The 12426-nt window shown below is 33.1% G+C and carries 14 protein-coding genes; 9 read left to right on the top strand and 5 right to left on the bottom strand.

The genetic code is table 11. The annotated features are described in order from the left end of the window. Positions 1 to 416: 416 nt before the first annotated feature. The 3 genes from KA856_RS09695 to KA856_RS09705 all read right to left on the bottom strand — a co-directional run bounded on the left by KA856_RS09695 (position 417) and on the right by KA856_RS09705 (position 3166). The gene (locus KA856_RS09695; RefSeq protein WP_107386487.1) at positions 417 to 1550 is read right to left on the bottom strand and encodes an NADH-dependent flavin oxidoreductase; all 1134 of its coding nucleotides are present in this window, start codon (positions 1548 to 1550) and stop codon (positions 417 to 419) included. Positions 1551 to 1736: 186 nt separating this feature from the next. Further along, entirely contained in the window at positions 1737 to 2138 is a 402-nt protein-coding gene (ygs, locus tag KA856_RS09700) for a S1 domain-containing post-transcriptional regulator Ygs (RefSeq protein ID WP_046208025.1), read from the bottom strand. A gap of 431 nt (positions 2139 to 2569) precedes the next feature. After that, the gene (locus tag KA856_RS09705) at positions 2570 to 3166 is read right to left on the bottom strand and encodes a peptidylprolyl isomerase (RefSeq protein ID WP_107386488.1); all 597 of its coding nucleotides are present in this window, start codon (positions 3164 to 3166) and stop codon (positions 2570 to 2572) included. A gap of 67 nt (positions 3167 to 3233) precedes the next feature. Here KA856_RS09705 and kapB point away from each other — a divergent pair, with 67 nt between their 5' ends. The 9 genes from kapB (at position 3234) to KA856_RS09750 (ending at position 9733) form a co-directional block, all read left to right on the top strand. Next, a complete protein-coding gene (gene kapB, locus KA856_RS09710) occupies positions 3234 to 3614 on the top strand; it encodes a sporulation phosphorelay system protein KapB (RefSeq protein WP_107386489.1) in 381 nt (126 codons plus the stop codon). Between the two features lie 128 nt (positions 3615 to 3742). Continuing rightward, positions 3743 to 6160: a Na+/H+ antiporter subunit A gene (locus KA856_RS09715; protein WP_107386490.1), complete on the top strand. Its 2418-nt coding sequence runs from the start codon at positions 3743 to 3745 to the stop codon at positions 6158 to 6160. Continuing rightward, entirely contained in the window at positions 6141 to 6569 is a 429-nt protein-coding gene (locus KA856_RS09720; protein WP_080760407.1) for a Na(+)/H(+) antiporter subunit B, read from the top strand. The genes KA856_RS09715 and KA856_RS09720 overlap by 20 nt, the downstream gene beginning before the upstream one ends. Next, positions 6569 to 6916, top strand: coding sequence for a Na+/H+ antiporter Mnh1 subunit C (gene mnhC1, locus KA856_RS09725; protein WP_040030166.1), 348 nt, complete (start codon positions 6569 to 6571; stop codon positions 6914 to 6916). Before KA856_RS09720 ends, mnhC1 begins: the two co-directional genes overlap by 1 nt. Beyond that, positions 6903 to 8399 carry a Na+/H+ antiporter subunit D gene (locus tag KA856_RS09730; RefSeq protein ID WP_107386491.1) on the top strand — a complete coding sequence of 499 codons (1497 nt, stop codon included), beginning with the start codon at positions 6903 to 6905 and terminating at the stop codon, positions 8397 to 8399. Before mnhC1 ends, KA856_RS09730 begins: the two co-directional genes overlap by 14 nt. A gap of 1 nt (position 8400) precedes the next feature. Next, complete coding sequence (locus tag KA856_RS09735; RefSeq protein WP_107384606.1) at positions 8401 to 8880, top strand: Na+/H+ antiporter subunit E; 480 nt, start codon at positions 8401 to 8403, stop codon at positions 8878 to 8880. Continuing rightward, positions 8880 to 9173 carry a Na(+)/H(+) antiporter subunit F1 gene (locus tag KA856_RS09740; RefSeq protein WP_046208018.1) on the top strand — a complete coding sequence of 98 codons (294 nt, stop codon included), beginning with the start codon at positions 8880 to 8882 and terminating at the stop codon, positions 9171 to 9173. Before KA856_RS09735 ends, KA856_RS09740 begins: the two co-directional genes overlap by 1 nt. After that, positions 9151 to 9507 (top strand): Na+/H+ antiporter subunit G1, encoded by a 357-nt coding sequence (locus tag KA856_RS09745; RefSeq protein ID WP_107386492.1) that lies wholly within the window; start codon positions 9151 to 9153, stop codon positions 9505 to 9507. Before KA856_RS09740 ends, KA856_RS09745 begins: the two co-directional genes overlap by 23 nt. Positions 9508 to 9580: 73 nt before the next feature. Then, a complete protein-coding gene (locus tag KA856_RS09750) occupies positions 9581 to 9733 on the top strand; it encodes a hypothetical protein (RefSeq protein WP_157947960.1) in 153 nt (50 codons plus the stop codon). A gap of 943 nt (positions 9734 to 10676) precedes the next feature. On the opposite strand, the gene KA856_RS09755 is transcribed toward KA856_RS09750, so the two are convergent. Both KA856_RS09755 and KA856_RS09760 read right to left on the bottom strand, forming a co-directional pair. After that, a complete protein-coding gene (locus KA856_RS09755; RefSeq protein ID WP_107384604.1) occupies positions 10677 to 11057 on the bottom strand; it encodes a PaaI family thioesterase in 381 nt (126 codons plus the stop codon). Positions 11058 to 11087: 30 nt separating this feature from the next. Then, positions 11088 to 12404: a Na+/H+ antiporter family protein gene (locus KA856_RS09760; protein WP_019469668.1), complete on the bottom strand. Its 1317-nt coding sequence runs from the start codon at positions 12402 to 12404 to the stop codon at positions 11088 to 11090. Positions 12405 to 12426 lie beyond the last annotated feature (22 nt).

Below are 12426 nucleotides of genomic sequence, written 5' to 3' on the forward strand. Positions count from 1 at the left end.
AATTTAGAATATAGCTATCAAAATGTAAGCCTTTACATTAATATAATGACACATTCCCGACTGTTTACACAAGCCAATTTTAATAAATTTATTAATTCTTCTTGATTAAAATCACTATCACAAGATTTATGCTAATTTTAGTGTCTGAAATTTATAATATTTTATATAAAAATCGTTAAATATCTCCGATATATGCTATATCTGCCTAAAAAACGTCAGCAGCAACAACCATTGACTGTTATAAATATAAAAGGTTACTTTAACGTTCATCAAAATTTTATACAAACAAAAAACGTCAATTTCTATATATATTCAATAGAAATTGACGTTGCTTCATTAGTAAAATGTTTATACTTACCTTCATTATGAAAATATAGTGGTGTTAAATACTATAAACATCTTCATATTCAAAGATTTTATTTATTGTCTGTTCTGGGTAATGGGTAAAAGCCTTTATTAAATTGTTCCCATAATTTTGGTGGCAGATGGTGTTTATCTGCTCTTTGTGGATCAAAGTGAGATAGAATTTCATCTTCTTTTCCATCTTTAATTTTACTTACAAAATTATGATCCAACAAGATTTCTCGTCCTAATGCGACGAGTTCTACACCTGTTGATTCAATTGCTTCAATAGCCTGTTCAGCCGAAAAGATAGATCCTATACCTATTAGTGGCATGCGTCCATTAATCCACTCTAAAATGAGTTTAATACGTTCTTGCCCTTTGTACTGGCCTTCACGTGTTTGAGAGTGAATATCCATTAATGAAACATGTAAGTAATCTAAAGGTTTTTCTATTAATAGCTCAATTAGTTCTTTTGTAATTTCCATGCTTATACCCGGAGATTCAGCTTCTTCAGGAGAAAATCTATATCCAACGATAAAATCTTTACTACCATATTTTTTAACAGTTTCAGTTACTTCGTCTACTACACTTGTAGCAAATTTATAACGGTCTTCTCCCCATTCATCATTACGACGATTATAATATGGAGATACAAATTGATGGATTAAATAATGGTTTGCACCGTGAATTTCAACACCATCAAAGCCAGCTTCAATGACTCTGCGAGTTGCTTCACCAAATGCTTTTATTGTTGATTCAATTTCATCATTAGTAATTTCACGTGCTTGATGGGCTTCTTGCTCACCGAAACTTTTTAATGATATAGGGCTTGGTGCCGCAACATCACCATCAGGCGTTAAATTAGGTAAAGATTGTGCACCACCGTGATGTATTTGGACAACCGCTTTCGCACCATTTTTCTTCATAGCTTTTGCCAAACGTTTTAAGCCTTCTAAATTAGAATCATGCGCTACTGAAGGTTGCCCAGGAAAAGCTTTACCTAAATCTGTAACATTGCTTGCTGCTGAAATTGCTAAACCAACATCTTTAGAACGTTGTTCCATGTACACAACCTCTTCATTAGAAATCGTACCATCATCATTAGATGAAACATGCGTTAATGGGGCTAGTACAAATCGATTATCTAAAACAACTTGATTTGGTAATTTTAATTTTTCAAATAACGGTTGAAATTTTTTGTCCATTAAATTAAATCCTCCTAATATACAATATACTTAAGTGTCATTGCATAATCACTTTAAGCGATTTTAATTCTAACTTTCCTGATTTTAAATATAAAACTATATGCTCACGCATATAGTTTTATAGTGTTATCTTAACTTACAAATTTACCTTACAAATAAAAAACACTAACATCTTAAAATAAGATGTTAGTGTTTTTTAAAAGATGATTGTTCATCTTTTATCGCGTTTTTGGACTGTTTAATCCAAACCGGTAAGCGTTCTTTAATTGTTTGAAACCCATACTTTTCGGTTTCTTTAATTTCATCTAATACTGATTGCTTTTCTTTTTTACGTTCATAATTTTTAAAATAGTCGTTATCTTTTAAAGAAAGATTTAACTTTCCTTCTTTATCAATTGAAATGACTTTCGCTTTGACAATTTGTCCTTCCGATAAAAACTTTTTTAAATTATGGACGTAATCATCCATAATTTCAGAAATATGGATTAATCCTTCAGTATTGTCAGGGGTTTCTACAAAAGCGCCATACGGTTGAATACCAGTCACACGAACTTTGATATGTTGACCTACTTTATAGTGATTATTCAACGTGATAACCCCTTATTTCGTTTTACTTAACATGTTCATAATAGCATAAATCATTCAATGGTACTAATATTACCTAGAAAAATTTCACGATTTTTCAAAATTCAGTTATACAATACTTGCTTGAATTGGGATTGCATCTCATTATACAAAGGTATTTGAACAACTCCTAAGAATGTTACTTGATTCAATCCTTTCAAAATAAAAAATATCAAATGATTGGTCAGAAAGTGATTTTATTTAATGTGTTTGCATCGCCATGTTCTGACAAAGATAACTAAAAAATATCAATATAATAGTAAGAGGCTGGAACAATTAATTTGTCCCAGCCTCTTAGACTTCTCTATATTTTTAATATAATCGATTAATGTTTCATTAAAATTCAAAACGATAAAAGATCGTTTTACTTACTACCGTTCAAACTACGTTTTATATTATTTTTCAATAATGTCTATCGAATCAATCGTGATATCATGTAAAGGTTTATCTTGCGGTCCTACCTTTGTTGCAGCAATATCTTCTAACGTAGATTCACCTTCTAATAATTGACCAAAAACAGTATGTTTTTGATCTAACCAAGGTGTACCACCCTTTTCACCATAAGCTTTGACAATTGGTTCCGGCCAACCACCATCTGCAAGTTGGCTAAGCATAGATTCTGGTACTTCCTTCATTTGAACAATAAAGAATTGTGAACCGTTAGTATTCGGACCAGAATTTGCCATTGATAAAGCACCGTATAGATTGAATGCTTCAAGTGAAAATTCATCTTCAAACGGACCTCCATAAATACTTTCACCACCCATACCAGTTGCAGTTGGGTCGCCTCCTTGTACCATGAAGTCATTGATGACACGATGGAAAGAAATACCATCATAGTAGCCATTTTTCGCATGTGTAACAAAGTTCTCTACTGTTTTAGGTGCAATATTAGGTAATAATTTGAAAGCCATATCACCCTTATTCGTATGCATAACCATTTTTATTTCATTTTCGTTTACTTCTGAATTTAGCTGAGGATAGTTCGACATTTTTATTCTCCATTTCATGTTAAGATGATATATGTATTCTAACATAAAATGAGGGGTGTATTGAATTATGTTATATCGTTTTGCACATAAAACTGGAAGTTATGGTGTATCTGTTATAGAAGAGGATGACAATCAAGTACTTGTTCAAATTGAACAGGTCATTAAACATCCAAAGCAAGGTGACTTGCACCATCCAAATGAAACTAAGAATGTATTTTTTCACGAGCGCAAAGCTTTAAGTCAATTTGAAAAACGTTATACGTCAAAATCCAAACTTAGACCATTTAATGTAGAAGAACTGGATTATATACAATCTTTACAAATTGCAATTACAAATTTAGAGAATAAATTAAAAGAAGAAAATACTGAATATGCTAATTGCTCACTTGCTAATTTAGCACAATTAAAAAAAGATTATTCAATTCAATATAAACAAAATTTTGAATAAAAATACCGTGTTTCTTCTTATTTAAAACAAACTTTAAATTAAAGCTCCACAAGGGTTAACGTGGTTTTTCAGAATAGTCTTATTCATGTATAATGACCTTATACTATTTTAAAAAGGAGGATAAAATAATGAGTTTGATACATATAGCGGTATTATTACCGTTAATATTTGCACTCATTATTCCAATTGTATATCGCATACATAAGCGTATACATTTAGGATGGTTTGTGTTACCTATCCCCGTCGTCTTATTTATATATTTTCTATCACTCATTTCGACAACAATGTCAGGCAAAAGCGTAGTACATAAAGTAAATTGGATGCCTCATTTTGGCATGAATTTCGATTTATACGTTGATGGCTTAGGCTTATTATTCAGTTTACTAATAACTGGTATCGGAAGCTTGGTTGTATTATATTCCATTAGTTATTTAAGTCGACAAGAGCAATTAGGTCATTTTTATTGTTACCTTTTGCTTTTTATGGGTGCCATGTTAGGGGTCGTATTATCAGATAATATCATTATCTTATATCTGTTTTGGGAGTTAACTTCCTTTTCAAGTTTTCTACTCATTTCATTTTGGAGAACAAAACAAGCATCTATTTATGGTGCACAAAAATCAATGCTCATAACTGTGTTGGGTGGTCTTTCTCTGCTAGGTGGACTTATTTTACTATCACTTGCAGGTAATTCTACTAGTATTCAAACGCTCATTAATCATGCGTCTGAAATCCAAACAAGCCCTTACTTTATATTGTCTATGATCTTTGTAATCATAGGAGCGATGACTAAATCAGCTCAGTTTCCATTCTATGTTTGGTTACCAGATGCAATGGAAGCGCCAACGCCAGTTAGTGCTTACTTGCATTCAGCAACAATGGTTAAAGCTGGTCTTTATTTAGTTGCACGTATGACACCAATATTCGCGCTTTCACAAGGTTGGATTTGGACGATTACTGCAGTGGGGTTAATCACTCTGTTTTGGGCATCGTTAAATGCAACAAAGCAACAAGACTTAAAAGGTATCTTAGCTTTTTCAACTGTCTCACAACTTGGCATGATTATGTCAATGTTAGGTATCGGAGCAGTTAGTTATCATTTCGAAGGCTCAGACAGTCAAATTTACGTTGCTGCCTTTACGGCAGCTGTGTTTCACCTTATAAATCATGCTACTTTTAAAGGTGCATTATTTATGGTAACTGGTGCGATTGATCACAGTACGGGAACACGTGATGTCAATAAATTGGGTGGCTTAGTAACCATCATGCCAATTTCTTTTACCATTACGTTAATTACATCATTGAGTATGGCAGGTATTCCTCCATTTAATGGTTTCTTATCAAAAGAGAAATTTCTTGAAAGTATGATTGAAGTTACGCACGCTAATATCTTCAGTTTAAATAGTATTGGTATACTCATACCAATCGTGGCAATTTTAGGTAGCGTATTCACTTTTGTCTATGCTGTTAGGTTTATTGGTCAAATATTCTTAGGTAGCTATAAACCAAATAATTTACCAAAATCAGCTCATGAAGTTTCAAAATTAATGCTAATTTCTCCAGGTATATTAGCAATACTCGTCATTGTTTTTGGGTTCTTCCCTTCAATATTGACTGGGACAATCATTGAACCAGCAGTAAACGCAATCAGTCATAATACTAACGCAACAGCTGAGTTTCATATGTTCCATGGATTTACACCAGCCTTTTTCTCAACATTAGGCATTTATATCGCTGGAATTTTGTTAATACTTAGCTTTGGTTATTGGATTAGCTTATTAAAAGCACAACCTACAAAACTAACAATCAATTATTGGTATGATAAATTTGGAACGGTATTCCCAGGCTATTCAAGTCAATTTACTAACACTTACGTTACTGGGTTTACTCGTAATAACTTATTAATCATCTTCGCGTCTTTAATCGTAATCACACTTGTGACATTATTAGTAACACCATTCAGTGTTAACTTCAAAGATGTTAGTGAAATCAGACCATTTGAATTGATCATCGTAGTCATTATCATTACAGCAGCATCTATGATTATATTTGCACGCTCTCGCCTATTCAGTATCATCATGGCAAGTGCAGTAGGATATGCAGTAGCGATCTTCTTTATTTTCTTTGGTGCACCAGACTTAGCATTGACGCAATTTGTTGTAGAATCTATTTCTACTGCATTGTTCTTATTATGTTTCTATCATTTGCCAAATTTAAATCGACACAACGAATCAACTTCATATAAATGGCTGAACATTATTATTGCCATCGGTGCTGGTACCGTTGTAACAGTATTAGGTTTAATCACTTACGGTAATAGACACTTTGGCTCAATTGGAGAATTTTATAAAGCGCATGTATATGATTTAGCACATGGTACAAACATGGTCAACGTTATTCTAGTTGATTTCCGTGGTACCGATACTTTATTCGAATCCTCTGTACTAGGTATTGCAGGTTTAGGTGTTTACACAATGATTAAACTTCGTTATAAAAACAAACCAAATGATGAAGGAGGAACTCACATTGAAAAGACAGAAAAATAATTTAATTTTCCAATACTCAGCTATCGTGATTTTCTTCTTAATCGTTATGTTTGGTTTACACCTATTTTTAACAGGACATTATACACCTGGTGGCGGTTTCGTCGGTGGCCTACTACTATCAAGTTCACTTGTGATTGTAGCAGTGGCTTACGATATTAAGACTATGCGTAAAATATACCCATGGGACTTCAAGAAACTCATTGGTATCGGGTTATTCTTTTGTTTAGCTACACCTATGGCGAGTTGGCTATACAATAAAAACTTCTTTACGCATACGCCATTTGAGATTCCATTAGGTATTTTAAAACCTATAGAAATGCACACTGCCACATTTTTCGATTTAGGTGTTTTATGTGCGGTTGTTGGCACAATAATGACTATAATATTAGCGATTGGAGAGAATGAGTAATGGAAATAGTGATGATTTTTGTTTGTGGTATTCTCACTGCAATGAGCGTCTATCTCATTCTTTCTAAAAGTTTGATACGCATCATTATTGGGACTACATTACAAACACATACAGCTAATTTATTCTTAATAACTATGGGTGGTCTTAAGAAAGGTGAAGTCCCTATTTATGAAAAAGGGTTCACTTCATATGTGGATCCAATTCCACAAGCACTCATATTAACAGCAATAGTAATTTCATTTTCTGTAACAGCCTTTTTCTTAGTATTGGCTTTTAGAAGCTATAAAGAACTAGGTACAGACAACGTAGAAAGTATGAAAGGGGTGCTAGATAATGATAGAGAGTAATCTTATTATTTCATTACTCGTCATACCAATGTTAACAATTATTGCATTAATTTTTATTGGTAAACGCCCTAAAATTAAACGCTACGTTGCATTAACAGGTACTGCAATTACATTAATTTTTGCTTTTATAAATTTAAAAAATATTCTCAGAGACGGACCTATAAAACTCGAACTTGGTTCATGGGATGCACCATATAGTATTGTTTTTGTTACAGATATTTTTAGTATTTTACTTGTGATTACAAGTTTAATTGTAACGATGTTGATTATTTTATATTCATATCAATCTGTAGGTATCGAGCGTGAAACATATTACTATTATTTTGCCATAATGTTTATGCTCACTGGTGTTATAGGGTCATTTATAACTGGTGATATTTTCAACCTTTTCGTATTCTTTGAAGTATTTTTAATGGCATCTTATATTTTATTAGTTATTGGTGGCACACAAGTTCAATTGAGTGAAACGATAAAATATGTACTTGTGAATGTGACATCTTCTGCTTTCTTTGTTATAGCCGTCGCAATGCTTTATTCTGTTGTAGGCACATTGAATTTAGCAGATATTAGTGAAAAATTAAGTCAACTGTCAACACAAGATAAAGGAATTATCAGTATTATATTTATTATGTTTATCTTTGTCTTTGCTACAAAAGCTGGTGTGTTCCCAATGTATATCTGGCTACCAGGCGCTTATTATGCGCCACCTATAGCAATTATTGCCTTCTTTGGTGCATTGTTAACAAAAGTTGGCGTTTACGCAATAGCTAGAACAGCAAGCTTATTCTTTGGTGATTCTTCTAACTTTTCACTGTACACCATTTTATTCTTAGCCTTACTTACAATTATTTTTGGTTGTGTAGGCGCAGTTAGCTACTTTGATACTAAAAAAATCATAATTTATAATATTATGATTGCTGTTGGTGTCATTTTAGTAGGTGTAGCAATGATGAATCAGGCCGGTATGATGGGAGCAATTTATTATACATTACATGACATGTTGATTAAAGCAGCACTATTTTTCTTAATTGGTGTCATGTATAAAATCACCAAGACACACGATTTACGTAAGTATGGTGGTTTAATCAAACATTACCCTGTATTAGGCTGGTCTTTCTTTATCGCTGCTTTGAGTTTAGCCGGTATACCACCGTTAAGCGGTTTTTATGGAAAATATTACATTGTTCAAGCTACTTTCGAAAAAGGATTTTATTTAAGTGGTATGATTGTTTTATTATCTAGTTTAGTTGTACTTTACTCAGTTATTCGTATTTTCTTAAAAGGTTTCTTCGGAGAATCTGAAGGTTATGAAGTCAATCCTAAACTGCAATACAAAGGTATTTTAACAGTAGCTGTTATTGCAGTTGCTATATCAGTAATATTTGGCCTATCCGCTGACTTTTTACAACCAATCATAAAAGATGCTGCCGAAACATTCTATAATCCTAGTGTTTATATAGACAGCGTATTGGGGGGCAAATAATATGGCAATTCAAATATTAGTAAATTTAATTTTATCAGTGTTTTGGCTATTTGTAACAGGTAGCTATACATTTAATAATTTCCTATTAGGTTATATATTTGGTCTATTGTTAGTATTCCTGATGCGTGGTGTCTTACCCGGTAGATTTTATATTATTACTATTTATAAAATTATAAAATTATTTATCGTCTTTTTAGTAGAATTGGTTAAAGCAAATATTGATGTTATTAGAATCGTTACTAAACCTAAAATTAACAATGAACCCGCCTTTTTTACGTATCCAACAGATTTGAAAAAAGATTGGCAAATTGTGTTGTTATCAAACTTGATTACACTCACACCTGGTACGATTGTTCTAGGTATCAGTGATGATCGCAAACAAATATATATTCACAGTATTGATTTCAGTACTAAAGAAGAAGAAATAGAAAGTATTAAATCATCACTTGAAAAAGTGGTAAGAGAGGTAGGCGAGTATTAATGAACTACAACGTGATATTAATCGTGGCATTAGTTATTGTAACATTGTCAATGTTTGGTATGCTTGTTCGTGTCATTATCGGCCCTTCTCTTGCTGATAGGGTTGTGGCACTTGATGCAATGGGTATCCAACTGATGGCGATTGTAGCACTATTTAGTATTTTCTTGGGTACTAAATATATGATGGTTGCCATTTTATTAATTGGTATTTTAGCGTTTTTAGGAACTGCAGTGTTTGCAAAATATATGGATAAAGGTAAGGTGATTGAGCATGATAACAACGATCATCATTAGTATAGCTCTTATTTTGGTTATCCTTGGCTCACTCATAAGTGCACTAGCTGCGATTGGCCTCTTACGTTTAGATGATGTATATGCACGTGCGCATGCTGCTGGTAAAGCTGCTACATTAGGAGCAATGTTACTTATAAGTGGTGTTTTCTTATATTTCATAGGTCGTGAAGGTTATGTAAATATGCAATTACTTATCGGTATATTATTCATTTTGATCACGGGGCCGTTAGCAAGTCACCTTATTATTAAATCAGCATATAATTTGAAGACACCCGCTTCAAAAAGAACAAAACGTGATGACATACAAAAAGACTTAAAAGACACAAAATTGTAATATCATTTAATTACGCATTCCAATATCAGGAATGCGTATTTTTTATTCCATAACAGGTTTCAAAGATACATTAATGCAACAGCTGATTATCAAACAAATCATTACAAATGATGACGCATCTGTGTCAGATTCAGGGCTGCCTTCTACTTCTGCTCATTTAGAATGGTTACCCTATTTATTTGTATCGGGTGGTCTAGCCGACTTAAAACTCAGCCCTTTTGAATGAAATATCATGGGTGCCTGTGAAGCAGCATCAAAAATTTCAAATACTATGTTATCAAAAAGGACTGTTGACAAAGTCTCTGACTTTGTTGGCAGTTTCTTTGTGCACGCTTTCCGCGGGCACTGCCTTAGCCTGTAGTCTTCGGCTAGTGCTATTCCCGCAGGAGTCGGCATAAATCACTGCCAATATCACACTAAAATACTACTAATTCAGAGACTATCTTGTCTCATTGATTTGAATTTCTAAAAATTGAAATGGCTAAGACTGTCGACAAAGTCTCTGACTTTGTTGGCAGTTTCTTTGTGCACGCTTTCCGCGGGCACTGCCTTAGCCTGTAGTCTTCGACTAGTGCTATTCCCGCAGGGGTCGGCATAAATCACTGCCAATATTATAATATATGTAAATTAAGCAGTGGTGGTGTTTATTGTGTTGAATAAATCAATTGATAAAAGAGATCAATATGAAATGATTTCTATCTCTTAATGAGTCCTTAATAATCATTTATTGCGTAAAGTCGATCCGATATTAGATTTGAAATTTGTATATGAACTTGTCGAAGACAAATATTTAAGAAAATATTAAAAATAATTTAATAGATCAGTCATCTTTATTTATTGATGCTACGCATATTAAAGCAAATGCAAATAAGAATAAGTATACTACTGAATTAGCTGAGAAGGACACACTCCATTTTCAAGAAGCATTAAATAATGAAATTAACGAATAAAGATTAGTTCAAGGGGAAAAGTCCTATTTGAAAAAACGATATAAATAGAAAATATACAAACCCTTCGCAAATTAATGCGAAGGGTTTGTCTACTTTCTGAAAGGACTCATCCGCTAACTGTGAATGAGTCCTTTTTATATGATTTATTTTAAGACTTAATTAGCATTTAAAAATCTGATTTCATTAAAGTAAATATCATTAATCTAATACTTCAATGCCTTACTGTCGTTTACGTGGTTTAATGGCAATTGTACCTCTCATAACACATATCAGTCTATCATTTTGATCTTTGATATCTATGTTCCAAACTTGGGTTGTACTACCTTCATGAATGATTGTAGCAGTCGCAAATATCGTTCCTTCAGTCGTCGAACCTATATGATTTGCATTCATTTCGAGACCTAAAGGAATAAAATGCTCTGTGTCAATAATGTCAGCAGCTCCCATTGAGCATGCTGTTTCTCCAAGCGCTAAGCTCGCACCACCATGTAAAAAGCCAAATGGTTGTTTTACTTCATCTGTGACTGGCATAGACATAACCATAAGTCCATGTTCTTGTCGCTCTACCTTTATTTTTAAAGCATCAAGCATATTTGCCATTGAAGACACCTCTTTTTCTTATTCTTAGGTCTATAATATCATAGCCGCAATAGTGCCAAAAATGATTAGAGGAATATTATAAAAAACAAAGTTTGGAATACATGTATCACGAATGTGATCATGTTGACCATCAACATCTAAACCTGCTGTAGGACCTAATGTTGAATCGCTCGCAGGTGACCCCGAATCTCCTAATGCACTCGCCGTTCCTATCAAAGCAATTAATGCCATGGTACTTAGTCCCAAAGATTCACCTAATGGCACAAACAACGTTGCAATAATAGGTATTGTTGCAAATGATGAGCCAATTCCTAAAGTCACGACCAAACCAATAATGTACATTACAATAATACTAACTAATTTATTTTCTCCAATAACACCACTAAGCCCACTTACTAAATTACCTATATCTCCTGTTTCATTCATTACACCTGCAAAACCATTTGCTGATAAAATCACAACACCTATAAATGACATGATTTTAATACCATCTACAAATTTTTGATCTAACTCAGTCCACTTATAAGCACGTGAAATGAAGAAAACAAGTACGCCGGCTAAAGCCCCAAATATCATAGAATCAGTGAACATCTGTACTAAAAAAGTAGCAATAATAGAAATAATCGTTACTACGAGAACATAAGGTCTAATTTCAATTTCACTCATATCTTTAATGTCTTTATGTTCAGAGTATTTTCTAGGTTTTCTATAATAATAAATACCTGCGATTAAGCCAACAATATAGCCTAATGATGGAATCAGCATTGCTTTCCATATCATACCCATTTCAATTGGATGATCTGCTTTAGAGAATCCACTTTGAATGATTTGGTGGAAAATCTGACCGAAACCATATGGTAATAAAACATATGGCCAACATAAACCAAATCCAATAATTATTGCAATTTGTCTTCTATCTATATTAAGTTCATTAAACAAACTTATTAATGGAGGTATTACAATTGGGATAAATGCAATATGTACAGGTATTAAGTTTTGACTCATTACACTCATAATTAATAGTGCACCGATAATAATAACTTTAACTTTAATACGTGACATTTTACTGTTTTCTGCATGAATCGCATTGATAATCTTATTTACTAAATAGTCTGTAATACCACTATAAGAAATCAACGCAGCAAATCCACCTAATAAAGCATAACTTAATGCTACTTCAGCACCATCAACAATATTTTTACCAAATACAGATACAATGTCTGTGACGCTCATACCTGCGATTAAGCCACCAACTAGTGCACTGATAAATAAGCTTATAACAACATTTAATCTACATAAACAGAGTACAATCATCAGTACCACTGCTATAACAACTGCATTTATCACAAAAGCACAACTCCTTTATTAC

The sequence above is a fragment of the Staphylococcus sp. GDB9P120P genome (assembly GCF_017893435.1).
GTDB classification, from domain to species: Bacteria; Bacillota; Bacilli; order Staphylococcales; family Staphylococcaceae; genus Staphylococcus; species Staphylococcus cohnii.